Genomic DNA, 15353 nt, shown 5'->3' with positions numbered 1-15353 from the left:
TAAGTAGATTTTTCCTAATTGAATGCCTATTATCCTAACTCAAATACGCTAATTACATAAAATAAAGACGCAGAGAAAACTCTCTGCGCCTCTCTTGTCTCTGCGTGAAAAAAATCTTAAACCATCTCAGAAGTCTGCACAGTAGGCTGAGGCTGAGGCTGGAACATAAACAGCGAATAAACCACATCACGGCGGATATTCACCATCATATCCAAGAACAACTCATAACCCTCACTCTTATACTCAATCAACGGGTCTTTTTGACCATAACCACGCAAACCAACCGACTCACGCAAAGCATCCATTTGTTGCAGATGTTCCCGCCACAAAGTATCTATGCGTTGGAGAATAAAGAACCGTTCCGCTTGACGCATCAAACCCGGTTGAATTTGGTCAATTTGCGCTTCCTTCATATCATAGGCAATTCGCGCTTGTTCATGGAGGAAAGCTTTAATTTCGCCCATTCCCATATCTTCTAATTGGTTAGGCTGCATATCAGCCAACAGGTAAACAAACTCCTTCACCTTCTCCACCAATTTTTCTAATTCCCATTCTTCCGAAGGTAAATCAGGGTTGATGTAATAATCAACGATGTCATCCATCGTTTTTTCAGCGTATTTAATTACCTGTTCCTTCAAATCTTGACCTTCTAGCACCCGCCGACGTTCCGCATAAATAGCACGACGTTGGTTATTCATTACCTCGTCATACTCAAACACCTGTTTACGGATGTCGTAGTAATAGGTTTCGACCTTTTTCTGTGCGCCTTCCAAACTGCGGGTTAACATACCTGATTCAATAGGCATATCTTCCTCTACTTGGAAAGCATTCATCAAGCCGGCGACGCGATCGCCCCCAAAGATCCTTAATAGGTTATCCTCTAAGCTAAGGAAGAATCTTGTCGTGCCTGGATCACCTTGTCTACCAGCCCTTCCGCGCAACTGGTTATCAATCCGGCGTGACTCATGGCGTTCTGTGCCGATAACGTGCAAACCGCCTCTACTCACCACATCATCATGTTCAGTGCTGGTGAATACTTCATACTCATGCTTAATGCGTTGGTAAGCTTCCCGCAATTTTTGAATAACAGGATCATCTATTGGTGCTTTTTCCGCAGCTACAGCTACCTTATCTTCCGCTTCCAATTCTGGTAAACTGCGCTCACCATATTCCTTCACCGCTACTTCTACAGCTTCTTTTAAAAGCTGTTCAGTCTCCTTCGACAACTGAGTGGGAAAAATTTCTGGGGAAGCCCGCCAAGTTTTCACCTTTTTACCAGGTGCAAAACCTTGTCCACTACCATGACCCATAGGTAGCCCAGAAGCCCTTTGCATACCGAAGCTATCTTCATCTTCTGGGCTGACAATACGGGGCATAAAGTATTCCCGTAGCTTCAACCGCGCCATATATTCGGAGTTACCACCGAGGATGATATCTGTACCTCGTCCTGCCATGTTGGTGGCGATAGTTACAGCCCCTCTGCGTCCGGCTTGGGCGACAATTTCCGCTTCCCGTTCCACGTTTTCTGGTCTAGCGTTAAGTAACTCGTGGGGAATTTCTATTTCCTTGAGGAGTCGGCTGAGAAGTTCGGATTTTTCGACGCTGGTTGTACCCACTAACACAGGTCTACCATTTTCGTGCATTTGGGCGCATTCTTGAGCGATCGCTCTCCACTTACCCAATTCCGTCTTAAACACCATATCAGACAGGTCTTCCCGTCTTCTAATGCGGTTAGTAGGAATAATCGCAACTTCCAGTTTGTATATCTTCTCAAACTCCACTTCTTCCGTTTTTGCAGTTCCCGTCATTCCCCCCAACTTGGGATACAGCAAAAACAGGTTTTGATAAGTAATCGTAGCCAAAGTTTGGGTTTCTGGCTGAATTTCTACGTGTTCCTTCGCTTCAATTGCCTGGTGTAATCCATCACTCCAACGTCGTCCCGGCAGCACCCGGCCTGTAAATTCATCCACAATCACAACTTCATCATTGCGGACAATATAATTTACATCCTTAAGAAACAATTCCTTAGCCTTAATCGCATTAAACATAAAATGCGCCCAAGGATCTTCCGGGTCAAATAAATCTGTCACACCCAAAAGATTTTCAGATTCTGCAAAACCTTCATCGCTTAAAAGAACGTTACGCGCCTTTTCATCCACCTCATAATGTTCATCTTTTTTCAGCGTAAAAGCAATTTCTGCCGCTTGCAGGTATTTTTCTGTTGGTCTTTCCACCTGTCCAGAAATAATCAGCGGTGTCCGCGCCTCATCCACTAAAATCGAGTCTACCTCGTCAATAACGCAATAATTAAACGGCGGTTGTACCACATCAGCCATAGATGTCGCCATATTATCCCGCAAATAGTCGAAACCTACTTCGCTATTGGTGACATAGGTAATATCGCACTGATAGTTTTTTTGGCGTTCACTGGGAGTCATAGTGGACTGAATTAGCCCTACACTTAATCCCAAGAATCGGTGTACCTGCCCCATCCATTCCGCGTCCCGACGTGCCAGATAATCGTTAACGGTAATGACATGGACACCTTTACCAGTTAAGGCATTTAAATAACTCGGTAAAGTAGCCACCAAAGTTTTACCTTCACCGGTTTTCATTTCGGCGATTTGTCCGCTATGCAGAATCACACCACCTAATAGTTGCACATCAAAGTGGCGCAACCCTAATACTCTCCGTCCCGCTTCCCGGACAACAGCAAAAGCTTCAGGCAATATATCATCAAGTGTTTCACCTTTGGCAAGCCGTTGTTTAAACTCAACAGTTTTGCCTTTTAACTCCTCATCAGAGAGTGGCTGAATTTCTTCCTCTAAGAGGTTAATTTCTGTAATGTAAGGTTGGTATTTTTTAAGCTTACGAGCGTTGGGATCGCCCAACAATAGTTTTAGCATGGCAGTTTATAGAACTAAATCAAGGGGGATGGGAATTAAAGGTTTAGCAAATAGCTATATGATTATAGACATTTAACTCAATCCAGCCATTTTGCTTTTGAATGGCGTGGAAAAGAGAATTTACTCAAAAACCTAATAAAAACAGGACAATCACCTTGATATGATGATTGGTTTCAACCTATATTTTATATTTAAAGTCCCTTCATAGTATCATTTTGGCCTCAGATGATGCAGGGAAGAAAGATGAGGAGCATGAGGGAGATATTCTCTTAACTTACTATCACCTGTTACCTGTCACCTGTCACCTTCTTCCTACTCCCACTCAGTCGTCAGGCTACGGAAATTATACTTACTAGCACCGGGATGACAACTTACACAACTGTTAACTTGCAAAGGTTTTGGCAATTTGACATCAGGATGCAAAGCTTGGAAATAACGTGATCTATTGAAGCGATAAGGTGTTGCTTCGTCTTCGAGTCGCACACGGGAAAAAGTTGATAGGTATTTCCACACCAAAATCCGCTGCGGATCTACTAAGGGCTGAATCTGTACCCCATAGTGCTGAGAATCTTCAATCAGATTTTTCCAAGTTTGGGTAGGAAAAATTGCTGGTGGGATGCCAATGTGACAACTGGCGCAGTTTTCTAAATATAGTTCTTGCCCTAGTTGGTATTGTGCAGGTACTACATCAACAGTGCCAATAGAGGCAGCGGGGTTAGCTGCTTGGGTGCTGGTAGCTAAACCTAGTATGAATCCTATGGCTATACTCCAAGCAAAAATCACCAGCATGACAATGAAGAGTTGGCGCTTGAGTCGGCGTTGGGGAGATTTGGACTTTACTAAATTTGACATATACCTCACACTCACAAATAAATGTCGTACCTGTTGCTAATCATAATCGGTGATACCTCTCTATTGGGTTCCTCTTTTTTGGAAAAATTGCAGTGGTATACTCTGAGGAAAATGAGGCTAAATCGAGCTATTCTTGTTCCGTCCGAGTATCATTTTCCTCAGAAATAAATCTTTACAAACCGTTTACCAGATCAAGCTTTTAGGTAAAGTCATCAGATGATTTTACCTAAATTTGGCATTAACGTATAAATCAAAATTTTAGATTCCTTTGTACTTTTGTACGTAAAGTTTTCTATTACGTAAAAATAGTGGGTTTGTATTTTCTAACGCTTTTTTAGCTGATTCTAATTGCTCAAACTCAACAATCGCAAAACCTCTACTTTTTCCGGTCATTCTATCTTTAGGAAGATATACATCAGAGATTTCACCAAATTGACTAAATAATGTTTCTAAATCCTGCTCATCAGCATTAAAATCAACATTACCAATAAATATTTTTGCATAATCTGAAGTATCATTACTTCCAGATACTTTTGCAGTATCTATCACATTATAAGGTAATTGAATTTTAAATCGAGCAATGCTTTTTTTAGAAATATTTTGTTTTTTAGCAAGTCTTGTTGCTTCATCAGATGAAACCTCGCTAACCAAAATACCAATTTTTCTTAAACCTTCTACCAATTGACGATAATAATCAGTATCTAAAATACCCACATTTTCAAAAATCTCCTTTGGAGAAATTAATCTGCCATTAATTCCCAACTTAACTATAGTTTTCTGCTCTCTAGAAAGTTGTAAATGCTCAAAATTATCTAACCACATTTTCTCTTCTTTGGTATAGATAAATTTATGAAATAGTGAGACAATAAATGATTTATTAGGTGAAGAAATTTCTGGTTCAACCAATTCATTGCTTTTCATTAAAGCAAACATCCTTCTAATGCCTTCACCAAGTTCGCGGATATAGCCAAACTCTCTTAAAACTCTAGCGACATAGGTATTTCTGGTTTCATGTGCGCCTTTGAGTTCTTTCAAATCTTCAATAGTATATTTAGATAATAATTTTCCTGGACTAAGTACCTCTAACCTATCGTCAAATCTTCTGATTTCAATTCCACGACCTTCAATGCTATAATCTCGGTGGGTGATTGCATTGATTAAGGCTTCTCTGCAAGCAAGTTCGGGATAAATTACTTGTGTTTTAAATAGTCCATCACTTGAATAACGTGTTTCTGTTAAAGCCGGTCTCAGTGCTTCCCAACTATCTTCCACAAGTTTAAATATATTACCCGTTACCTCTGCTACTTCATTGATGTTATAGTCAGGAGCAGGTTTTTCTTCAGTTCCGTTTATCCTTAATATTCTTACTTGTAATCGAGGATGCCATTTGGTAGGATTTTTTGCAAATAACAATAAGGCTGCTCGTCTTAACCTTAAACGATCTCCATCAAATTCTGCTAATTCAGCATACTGTAAGAACTTTTCCGGTGAAATAGATTTAATTTTAGTGATTTCTTGTGCAACCGTTGCTACCAACTCTAAGTCTAAGTCTCTTACACTTGCCAAATCTACAAATTGTCTATCATATTCTCTAGAAATGGCTTCTTCTCTCAAGAATCTAATACTATCAGCAGAAGTTGGTACACTTTCTCGATCTTTGCGTTGAAAACATTCTCCTTTTGATGTTTGATGAACAAATGTAGCACCTTTATCAATGGAAAAATAAGCTACTTTTTTTCCTTCATAGTCAATAAGATTTTTACGCTTAATAGATAGTGGTGTATCTTTCAAAACATAATTTTCAGGTGCATTTAAAATAGCGTTTATTTTTTCTTCTGTAAAAGGCAAGCCTGTCACCATATTATTATCTTCTATACCCACAAAAAGTTCCCCACCGTCAGCATTGGCAAATGCCACCAAGGTTTTTGCTATATCAGCACAAATTTCTTTTAAATCACGGGGCTTTTTGTCATTTGCATGACCTTGTAATGCACTTTTAAATTCACGATAATAACTTTCACCTAATTCTAAGGCGATTTCAATTCTTTCTTTAAGTCTTAAAAGGTCTTCCATAATTATTATTTGTAATTTTTTGTTTAATTAATTTTTGTAGCCACCATTGGGTAATTCATTTTAATGCTGTGAATAGTTTTTTGTGTAAGACTTACGCAAGTGTCACATCAAAAATCTATATGTCAGTTGCGTAAATCCTGTTGTAGTGCGATCGCTTCTTTTGTGCTGTTACTATTGATTGTAGCGCGATCGCAAGGTTTCAAAACTAAGGAATCGACACAGTTCGCAATAAACGATCTACTATAGTCCTAGAATTCCTGCCACCTCTAGGAATCAGGCGATGAGACATAACGTAAGGTGCAAGAAACTTCACATCATCGGGAATAGCATAATCTCGCCCTAACATAAAAGCTCGTGCTTGACTGGCTTTTTGTAATGCCACAGTCCCACGAGGACTAACACCAAGAGTGATTTCTTCATCCTCTCTAGTTGCTCGCACTAATTCTAAAATATATTGCTGCAAAGATATTTCTACTTTTACTTGCGAACAAAGTTGCCGTAACTGAGCTATTTCGTCCAAGGTGATACAAGGCTGCAAATCAGCTACCTGAATCCCATTTTGCAGGTTTTGCAACATTCCCAATTCGTCTGACTCAGAAGGATATCCCAAGCTTAAGGACAACATAAACCGATCCATTTGTGCTTCGGGCAAAGGAAAAGTACCTTGGTACTCAATGGGGTTCTGGGTAGCAATGACAAAGAAGGGCTGAGGAACTGCACGGGAGACACCATCAACTGTTACCTGATTTTCTTCCATCACTTCCAGCAATGCTGACTGGGTGCGGGGGGTAGCACGGTTAATTTCGTCAGCTAACAGCACATTGGCAAATATTGGCCCAGGGAGAAAACTAAATTCGCCGCTTTTAGGATTCCAAATATTAGTGCCAGTGATGTCAGTTGGTAACAAATCGGGGGTACACTGTAACCTTTGAAATTTACCATCTACAGACCGAGCTAAAGATTTGGCGAGTAGGGTTTTACCAACCCCAGGAACATCTTCTAGCAAGGCATGACCACCACTCAACAAAGCAATTATCACTAAATGTATTGCTTCATTTTTACCAACGATGGTACGAGCCAGATTTTGTGTTAAAGCGTCAATTTTTTCTCTCATGCACTGGGGTTGGGGAATTGGGGAGGTGGGGACTGGGGACTGGGGACTGGGGAAGATGAGGGAGATGAGGGGGAATATTTATTTTTCTCGTCCCTCCAATCACCTATTACCCATTACCAATCACCCTTTACCATACATTGTTCCCAATTAACATTCCAAATTCAGCATTGTGTACTCAAAATTTCTCTAGCTACTGTACAGTCAAGTTGGATTTGGGTTTTTAGGGCTTCTAGGGCAGGAAATTTTTGTTCGGGACGCAAAAATTTTACTAGCTGTACTACCAAGTTTTTTCCATATAAATCACCAGACCAATCTAACAAGTGTACTTCTACTGAAGAATGAGTACCGTTGACAGTGGGGCGATTGCCGATATTCATGACACCTAAGTTCTGTATAGGCAGATTTTCTGGCGTTTCGTTGAGGATGATCACCCGCACTGCATAAACTCCTTGAAGGGGTAAAAATTTATCTTTTGGTAGTTGCAGGTTGGCGGTGGGAAAGCCAATGGTTCTACCCAACTGTTGACCTGGTATGACTACACCTGTGAGTGTATAAGGTCTTCCTAGTAAGCGGTTGGCTCGTTGAATATCGCCTGCTTCTAAAGTTTGGCGAATTAAGGAAGTGCTAATGCGACCATCTTCAATTGGCTCGGTATTGCTACAACTGCTATTTTTGAGCAAGTCGCCTGTATCAGTTTGTAAGGGAACAATGGTTACAGGTATATTGTACTGGGCAGCGAGTATTTGCAAATCTTGGGCAGTACCCATGCGCTTTTTCCCAAAACAGAAATCTTGCCCAACGCTAATTTTTTGACATTGTAGTTGTTGGACGAGGATTTTGGCGACGAAATCTTGGGGTGATAGGGCAGATAGTTCTTTGTCGAAGGGTAATAGTACTAATTGTTCTACTCCAAGCGATCGCAATTGTTGAACTTTTTCATCAAGTGGTGTCAACAAAGCACGGGGTTGACCTGTAAAAAATTCCTGGGGATGAGGATCAAAGGTGACAACTGTTGAATATATATGTCCTGAGGATGATGGCAAAGTTGATGATTGACTAGGATGAATAGGTGCGCCTTCTGGTATTTTCTCCCCAGTTCCTCGCCCATCTTCACCCCTTGCTGACTGCAAAACTGGTTGAATTACCTTTTGATGACCAATATGAACACCATCAAATTTACCAAGAGCGATCGCAGTCGGTGTTCGAGCCAATTCGGTCGAAGAAGCAACCCACACAGAACACCCATTTTGAGACAAATTTAGCACGTGGATTCTGGGATTTTAGGTTTATTTTTAGCTATCAGCGCTTGGCGACCTCTCAGTTGCTTATATTTTTGCTGTAGGACGTTTACCTATCCTCAGCAGCTTGAGAGGCTTCTAGAGGCTTGTTTGGCCTGCTGGTGAAGCCAAAAAGCTGATCTACCAGTAATTGCCACTTCACCAATAGGTAGGCTATGGCGCTGTTAGCTCTCTGATCACCAATTTAATCTAAAATCTACAAATGACGGAAGAAAGGCAGAGGACAGAGGAATAAGACGCAGAAATATTGAAGAAGGAGTCAGAAGCTAGACGCTCGTTCCTCGCTAACGCTGTGCTATCAGTCGAGGATACCCCTGCGGTAAGCAAGCTACAGATTTGCGACTGATTATTCGCCCTTGGCGTTCCCGAAGGGTAGTCCACTAAATCTACGATTTAGTGGGGGTCTTAAACCCGGTTATTCATCCGTCACTCCCACAGAATACCCAACATTCTGTTCGATAAATTTTTGCTGAATCGTTTTTACAGAAACACCTAATTTTTTGGCGAATTCATTAGACATAGGTAGTGAACAACAATGTAGAAACGTTCCATGGAACGTCTCTATAAGGGTGCTGGAAAACGCATATTTAAATTCGGTTGATGTCTATTAGGCTTATACATAATACACCTATAGATATTTGTCAATAAGTGTACAGACTTGTTTGTTTAATTATCAACGATAGACTTACTTACTTGCTCAGAGGTAAGGATTCTGATACAGGATCTAAAACAGGAATTGGTAGTACTAATCCTTCCTTTGCCATGATTGCACCAGGAAATTTTTCAAATGCTTGTTTGCCTATATTATCTAAAAAATCATCGTTGTGGGCTGGATCATGGTGGTAAATAACTAGGGTTTTGACGTTGGCCGCTTGTGCTATTTTGACTGCTTCTTGCCAAGTGGAGTGTCCCCAGCCAATTTTTGGTGATTTTGGAGAATAGTATTCTTCGTCAGTGTAGGTGGAATCGTAAATTAAAATATCGGCATCCCGTGATAGCCAGAGAATATTTTCATCTAATTTGTCAGGAAAATGCTCTGTATCTGTGATGTAAACAGCGGCTCCACCTCGCCAGTTCACTCTATATCCTACGGCTTCACCGGGATGGTTTAACGGTGCAGTTTCTATGATAATGTCGTCGATGTAGATTGGTTTGCCGGCTTTAATGTTGTGAAATTCCAGATTAGCCTGCATAATCTGCAATGGAACGGGGAAGTTGGGATGAAGCATTTGATCATTGAGCCGTTGCTCAATGGTTGACCCATCGGGTGCGATCGCTCCATAGATATGAAACTTATTACCTTTGATAAAGGCTGGGGTAAAGAAAGGAAACCCCTGCATATGATCCCAATGGGAGTGGGTGAAGAATATATGACCTTCTACTGGCATTTGGGGCAATAAAGATTGTCCCAAAACGTGTACTCCCGTACCACAATCAAAAACTAAGTTTTTACCACCCACTTGCATTGCAACGCAAGGAGTATTACCACCATAACGGACGGTATTTGAACCTGGACAGGGGATGCTGCCCCTAACGCCCCAAAATTGAACTGTAAATTGATTCTCTATCCTAGACATGGGTGTTGGTTGCTGGACTGAGCTGGCGATCGATCAAAAAATGCTTTTTATTTTTTCAGTTTATGCTGTCTGACTAACCTTGGGTATAACAATTCTACTAGTAAAAATGTATACCTTAATAAATTTTTATCGTAACTATATTGTAATAATATATATTACAACTTTCGATCTAGCATAATTTATGTGTATTGAGTTATCCCAGTATATCTCCTAAATTCGCAACTTCAGATGTACGGCGGTAAATTTAATGAATACTAAATTTTGAGCAGACTCTGAAAAATTTACGGAAATTTAAACTCCCATGTAGATAGTTTATCCAGTCCATTAGCATAGGTAAGATTGTATTGCAATGGAGTAATACTGATGTAGTTATTACGGACAACATTGACATCAATGGGAATATCTGGGGATAAATTTAACCCAGCAGGTGGTTCGACATCCTCTAAAACCTCACCAGTTAACCAGTAATAAGTTTTGCCACGCGGATCAACTCGTTTGTCGAAAACATCAACATAGCGACGTACTCCCTGACGAGTGAGAGTGACACCAGCAATTTCTTCCCAGGCTATGGGAGGAATATTGACGTTAAGTAACATTAAGTCTGGCAAAGGTGCTGCTGCTATCTGCTCAACTAAGAGTTTGGCAAAGTTGGCAGCTGGGTGAAAGTCTCTGTGGGTATGACTGGTAAGACTCAGCGCAATACTAGGAATGCCTTCTATCATACCTTCCATCGCCGCTGAAACAGTACCTGAATACAGAATTTCGGTTCCTAAATTGGCACCTTGGTTAATTCCAGATAACACCAAGTCAGGAGGAGAATCTAGCAAAGCCCACAATGCTAATTTTACACAATCAGAAGGTGTCCCATCACAAGCCCAAGCTTTGATGGCGGGATGAAAAACAGATTCAACTATTTCGGCACGAATTGGTTGATGTAAGGTTAATCCGTGTCCTGTTGCTGATCGCTCTCTATCTGGACAAACTACGGTAACGTCATGACCAGCTTGTGCCAGACAGTCGGCTAAGGTGCGTATACCCAAAGCGGAAACACCGTCATCGTTGCTAATTAATAATTTCATGTGTGATTGATCATTGGTTCTTGGGTAATTGGTGATTAGTCATTAATAATGAGTTAAATGTCTATTGTCAGTGTTTTTGGTCACAAGAGAGAATATAAAATTTCTGTTATGGGAGATCTAAGTTAAATTCTATTGTCTTACAGCGGATTGCAGGTCAATGATGTACAGAATCTAAATTCAAAGCCAGACACCAAGCCAGTACAGAGTAATGAGTAAGAAGGAGAGTCAAGCACTCGGTACTCACAACTCTTCTGACTCCTGAATTCTGCTGTATATCCATGCTAGTACAAAGAGGCAGGAGTCTCCGCTAAAAACTAGGGCGGTGGAAATAATACCATATAATCATGGTCGTTTACGCCCTCTGTCTGTGGCTGGGGACTATAAACTATAGACTAATCACAAATGACTAATAACTAATGACTAGCAATTTAGAGGAACAACTTTTAGCATTGCGACAAGAGGGAGAAAGTGCGATCGCATCTGCTGATACCCTGGAACGCCTAGAGGAACTTAGAGTTAACTATTTGGGCAAAAAAGGTCAATTGGGGGCGCTGTTACGCAGTATGGGACAGATGAGTGCAGAGGAACGTCCCAAAATTGGTGCGATCGCTAATACAGTGAAAGAAGCCATTCAAAACAGTCTCGACCAGCAACGCACTGCTTTAGAATCTGCTCAAATTCAGGCACAGCTAGAGGCTGAAACTTTAGATGTAACAATGCCCGGTATTTACCGCCCCCAAGGTCGCATACATCCCCTCAACGGCATCATTGATCAGGCGCTGGATATCTTCGTCGGTATGGGTTACACCGTCGCCCAAGGGTCAGAGATGGAAACAGATTACTACAATTTTGAAGCCCTGAATACCCCTCCTGACCATCCAGCCCGTGATATGCAGGATACTTTCTACTTGCCAGATGGTAATTTACTGCGGACTCATACCTCATCGGTGCAAATTCGCTACATGGAAAAAGAAGAACCACCGTTTCGGATTGTGGCCCCAGGACGAGTTTACCGAAGAGATGATGTAGATGCGACCCACTCCGCAGTTTTCCATCAAATTGAACTTTTAGCGATCGATGAAGGAATGACTTTTACAGACCTCAAAGGCACTGTAAAGATGTTTTTGCAAGCAATGTTTGGCGATTTACCAATTCGCTTCCGGGCTAGTTATTTCCCCTTTACCGAACCTTCTGCTGAGGTAGATTTACAGTGGAATGGCCGCTGGTTAGAGGTCATGGGTTGCGGAATGGTTGACCCAAATGTACTGAAATCAGTGGGTTATGACCCAGAAGTTTATAGTGGTTTTGCCGCCGGTTTTGGTGTAGAACGTTTTGCGATGGTGTTACATCAAATTGATGATATTCGCCGTTTGTATAATAGCGACTTACGCTTTTTGCAGCAGTTTTAACGTAGGGGCGGGGTTTCCCCGCCCTTTACAATATCAAACAAAGCCGTGTGCCAACAGTGAAAAGCGTCCAGCAACTATAAGAAAATGACAATTCCATACCAAATTGTATTAGATACAAATGTGCTATTATCAGGACTAATATCAAGTCGTGGCGCATCCTATAGGCTTTTAACAATACTTAAGGATACCCGTTGGCAATTAAATATTTCTACTACCTTAATCTTCGAGTATGAAGCAATTCTCAAACGAGAAAAAGACCTCTTAACTTTAAATGATGAAGATATTGATAACATTATAGAAGCTATTTGTGCCATTGCCAATAAACGTACCATTTTTTATTTATGGCGACCAATAGCCATCGATCCAAATGATGACTTTATCATAGATTTAGCCGTAGAATCACAAGCTGATTTTATTATTACTTACAATCAAAAAGATTTAAAGCCAGCAGATAAATTTGGCATTAAAGTTGTATTACCCAAATAATTTTTGCAAATCGTAGGAGAAATATCATGAGTAACTTAAACGTGCAAATTCCTGATTCTTTATATAAACAAGTTGAAGCCTTAGCAAACAAAGAAAATATGTCTCTTGAACAACTTGTTTCCATTGCACTATCAGCACAAGTTTCAGCATGGATGACAAAAGATTATATTGATGAAAAAGCTAAACATGGTAGTTGGGATAAATTTCAGCAAGTTTTAAATAAAGTTCCTGATATAGAACCAGATGAATATGATCAATTGTGATTGATCATATTTATTAAGTAAACATATTTGATATGTGCTAAAAATTCCATATATCCAACAATACAGTGGGGGAATGCGTCCTTTTTTAGAATCTCTAGTCTAAAATTATTGATGTTTACAATTATCACAATGTCCACAACGCCAGTTTTCAGCTTCTTTACTAAAACCAAAAGCATTTAACAAAAACTGCCAACGACACTTTTTAGTATTCAGATATTCACTCATTTGTTTCGCAGCTTGTAACTGCATTTGCGGCTGACTTCCTGACTTTACAGAAATCGTATAATGAAAAGGATCAAGCCATTGTAATTGTCCACTACTATGCAGTAAAGAAAGCGCCATTGCACCATCAGGAAATTGTCGCGTTACAGCAGTTACTTCTCCCTGTTGTGGTAACTTTTTCGCTAATTGTTGGGCTTTTTGTTGTTGCTTCAACATTTGTTCTTGAAAAAATTGCTGTCTTTGTTTATCATCAGCATCTAAAAATCCCGTCGGTTCACTGATTAAAGTTAACGCTTCTGCTGGTTTTCCATCTCTACCTCCACGTCCTATTTCTTGCACATATTCAGATAATAAATGTGGTGCATGAAAATGAATAACCCAGCGCACATCACTTTTATTAATACCCATCCCAAAGGCGCAGGTACACACCACAAATGGTATTTTTCCACCTAACCAACTTGCTTCTACGGCACGTCTTTCTGTTGCACCTAATCCTGCGTGATAACTAGCAGTTTTATATCCTATTTCTGTTAACCACTGGGCTAAATTCTCGCTATCTCTCCGAGTGCGGACATAAATTAAACCAGCCTGATTTGGTCGATTTTGAATAAACTTTAATAATTGTTGTTTTCTTCCCTTTGGTGTCCAAGCAATTTTAACACTAAGATGTAAATTATTCCGATAAGGATTAAGTCTATAATTATCAGGTTGTTGTAATTGTAAAACTGTAGAAATAATCTTTTGGGCTGAAGGATCAGCAGTTGCAGTAAAAGCTGCTAAACTAATTTTAGTTCCTGGTGGTTTTGATTTTAATAACGCTGGACGGACTGCACCTAAACGTCGATAAGCTGGACGAAAAGTATCACCCCATTGTACTAAACAATGAGCTTCATCAAGGATAATTCCATTAATTTGTAATTGGGGATGAGATAATTTTTCCCAAACCGGGGGACTCAATAAAGTTTCTGGTGATAAATATAATAATCTTAATTGTTGTTTTTCTAAAGCTTGCAAAGTTGTACGACGTTGGGATGTAGATAATTCACTATGTAAAAGTGCAGCTTTTTGATTTTGCTGTTTGAGTTCTTCTACTTGGTTTTCCATTAGTGCTACCAAGGGAGAAACTACTAAAGTTAATCCTGTTTTTAATAATGCGGGAAGTTGAAAGCAAATTGACTTTCCGCCTCCTGTAGGCATAATTATTAAAGCATCTTTTTGTGATAATAAATTCTTGACAATTTCTCCCTGTGGAGGACGAAAATCTTCATAACCCCAGATTTGTTTTAATGCGGTGCGGATTTCGGTTAATGATGTGGTGGGGTGATTCATATTCTTGCCTTGGGACGATGAATAGCCTTTCCTTCCTGATCAAAGCAATCTATAGCAGTTCCCGGAAATGCAAAAATAAAACGTTTTAGCATTTCAGGATCATCTTTAAATACTGTCATCCAAACTGAGAAAAATCCCTTATCAACTGCATGACTAACGATGATATCTTGCATTTGTTTTAGTGATTCTTTATCATTATATTGACGAAGTATTTTTAAATATTTTTCTGCTGTATCCCAAGCGTCTTTCCGATTTATCCATCGGCGATCTTTCATTTGCATATCAGGCTTAGGTGTTTTATCAAGTCCCACCATTTCAATAGTTGCTTGTGCTACTTTTTGTTCTTCAATACCTAAAGAAGGATTTATCGTAACCAATCCACCTTGGCTATATTCTACACATCGAAAAGTATTATCTTGATCAATCCAATAAAATTCACTTCTAGCGGCTATTTTAGCAGAGGTTATGTGAAGATGTTTCCATGAACTGTTCCATCTCTTATCCATAGCCCCTTTTTTAGTTGAATTGCAGTTATTACAAGCTAAACACAAATTTTCCCAATTAGTTTCTTCATCAGGAAATTGCTCTTTTGCTTTTGGTAATATATGTTCAACAGCGATAGATGAGCCAATACGCATTTCACAGTAAGAACAGTATTCACCAAGTTGATTAATTAAATCTCCTCGTGCATTTTTATAATCTTTAAAAACTTTAGTATTCTTACCTCGAATAACTGGCCTCATTT

The 15353-nt window shown here is 40.0% G+C and carries 12 protein-coding genes; 3 read left to right on the top strand and 9 right to left on the bottom strand.

Translation table 11 applies throughout. The features are described from left to right. Window positions 1-116 precede the first annotated feature (116 nt). From secA to surE, 7 genes are all read right to left on the bottom strand, one after another. The gene (gene secA / locus ACOWPH_RS19635) at window positions 117-2906 is read right to left on the bottom strand and encodes a preprotein translocase subunit SecA (RefSeq protein WP_015217074.1); all 2790 of its coding nucleotides are present in this window, start codon (window positions 2904-2906) and stop codon (window positions 117-119) included. Window positions 2907-3218: 312 nt separating this feature from the next. Next, window positions 3219-3758 (bottom strand): dihem cytochrome c, encoded by a 540-nt coding sequence (locus ACOWPH_RS19630; protein WP_015217073.1) that lies wholly within the window; start codon window positions 3756-3758, stop codon window positions 3219-3221. A gap of 258 nt (window positions 3759-4016) precedes the next feature. Further along, the gene (locus tag ACOWPH_RS19625; protein WP_015217072.1) at window positions 4017-5831 is read right to left on the bottom strand and encodes an ATP-binding protein; all 1815 of its coding nucleotides are present in this window, start codon (window positions 5829-5831) and stop codon (window positions 4017-4019) included. Window positions 5832-6036: 205 nt separating this feature from the next. Beyond that, a complete protein-coding gene (locus ACOWPH_RS19620; protein WP_015217071.1) occupies window positions 6037-6945 on the bottom strand; it encodes an AAA family ATPase in 909 nt (302 codons plus the stop codon). Window positions 6946-7106: 161 nt separating this feature from the next. Continuing rightward, a complete protein-coding gene (locus ACOWPH_RS19615) occupies window positions 7107-8210 on the bottom strand; it encodes a bifunctional riboflavin kinase/FAD synthetase (RefSeq protein WP_015217070.1) in 1104 nt (367 codons plus the stop codon). 722 nt (window positions 8211-8932) lie between these two features. After that, entirely contained in the window at window positions 8933-9820 is an 888-nt protein-coding gene (locus ACOWPH_RS19610; RefSeq protein ID WP_015217068.1) for an MBL fold metallo-hydrolase, read from the bottom strand. 281 nt (window positions 9821-10101) lie between these two features. Next, window positions 10102-10899, bottom strand: coding sequence for a 5'/3'-nucleotidase SurE (gene surE / locus ACOWPH_RS19605; RefSeq protein WP_015217067.1), 798 nt, complete (start codon window positions 10897-10899; stop codon window positions 10102-10104). A gap of 416 nt (window positions 10900-11315) precedes the next feature. On the opposite strand from surE, the gene pheS reads away from it, so the two are divergent. The 3 genes from pheS to ACOWPH_RS19590 all read left to right on the top strand — a co-directional run bounded on the left by pheS (window position 11316) and on the right by ACOWPH_RS19590 (window position 13057). Next, complete coding sequence (gene pheS, locus ACOWPH_RS19600; RefSeq protein ID WP_015217066.1) at window positions 11316-12308, top strand: phenylalanine--tRNA ligase subunit alpha; 993 nt, start codon at window positions 11316-11318, stop codon at window positions 12306-12308. Between the two features lie 84 nt (window positions 12309-12392). Next, window positions 12393-12794 (top strand): putative toxin-antitoxin system toxin component, PIN family, encoded by a 402-nt coding sequence (locus ACOWPH_RS19595; protein WP_015217065.1) that lies wholly within the window; start codon window positions 12393-12395, stop codon window positions 12792-12794. 26 nt (window positions 12795-12820) lie between these two features. Beyond that, window positions 12821-13057, top strand: coding sequence for a hypothetical protein (locus ACOWPH_RS19590; RefSeq protein WP_015217064.1), 237 nt, complete (start codon window positions 12821-12823; stop codon window positions 13055-13057). Between the two features lie 105 nt (window positions 13058-13162). Here ACOWPH_RS19590 and ACOWPH_RS19585 read toward each other — a convergent pair whose 3' ends face one another. Further along, window positions 13163-14608: a RecQ family ATP-dependent DNA helicase gene (locus ACOWPH_RS19585; RefSeq protein WP_015217063.1), complete on the bottom strand. Its 1446-nt coding sequence runs from the start codon at window positions 14606-14608 to the stop codon at window positions 13163-13165. Continuing rightward, a complete protein-coding gene (locus ACOWPH_RS19580; RefSeq protein WP_015217062.1) occupies window positions 14605-15351 on the bottom strand; it encodes an HNH endonuclease in 747 nt (248 codons plus the stop codon). Before ACOWPH_RS19580 ends, ACOWPH_RS19585 begins: the two co-directional genes overlap by 4 nt. Between the last annotated feature and the right edge of the window lie 2 nt (window positions 15352-15353).

It is taken from the genome of Anabaena sp. PCC 7938 (assembly GCF_049315035.1).
Classification (GTDB): Bacteria; Cyanobacteriota; Cyanobacteriia; order Cyanobacteriales; family Nostocaceae; genus Anabaena; species Anabaena cylindrica.
The sequence above is the reverse complement of the archived record's forward strand: the minus strand, read 5'-3'. Positions and strand labels throughout refer to the sequence as shown.

Bases quoted from the DNA above. Each gene is read 5' to 3' on its own strand.
- secA (WP_015217074.1), bottom strand. From the start codon at position 2,906: ATGCTAAAACTATTGTTGGGCGATCCCAACGCTCGTAAGCTTAAAAAA.
- ACOWPH_RS19630 (WP_015217073.1), bottom strand. From the start codon at position 3,758: ATGTCAAATTTAGTAAAGTCCAAATCTCCCCAACGCCGACTCAAGCGC.
- ACOWPH_RS19625 (WP_015217072.1), bottom strand. From the start codon at position 5,831: ATGGAAGACCTTTTAAGACTTAAAGAAAGAATTGAAATCGCCTTAGAA.
- ACOWPH_RS19620 (WP_015217071.1), bottom strand. From the start codon at position 6,945: ATGAGAGAAAAAATTGACGCTTTAACACAAAATCTGGCTCGTACCATC.
- ACOWPH_RS19610 (WP_015217068.1), bottom strand. From the start codon at position 9,820: ATGTCTAGGATAGAGAATCAATTTACAGTTCAATTTTGGGGCGTTAGG.
- surE (WP_015217067.1), bottom strand. From the start codon at position 10,899: ATGAAATTATTAATTAGCAACGATGACGGTGTTTCCGCTTTGGGTATA.
- pheS (WP_015217066.1), top strand. From the start codon at position 11,316: ATGACTAGCAATTTAGAGGAACAACTTTTAGCATTGCGACAAGAGGGA.
- ACOWPH_RS19595 (WP_015217065.1), top strand. From the start codon at position 12,393: ATGACAATTCCATACCAAATTGTATTAGATACAAATGTGCTATTATCA.
- ACOWPH_RS19590 (WP_015217064.1), top strand. From the start codon at position 12,821: ATGAGTAACTTAAACGTGCAAATTCCTGATTCTTTATATAAACAAGTT.
- ACOWPH_RS19585 (WP_015217063.1), bottom strand. From the start codon at position 14,608: ATGAATCACCCCACCACATCATTAACCGAAATCCGCACCGCATTAAAA.
- ACOWPH_RS19580 (WP_015217062.1), bottom strand. From the start codon at position 15,351: ATGAGGCCAGTTATTCGAGGTAAGAATACTAAAGTTTTTAAAGATTAT.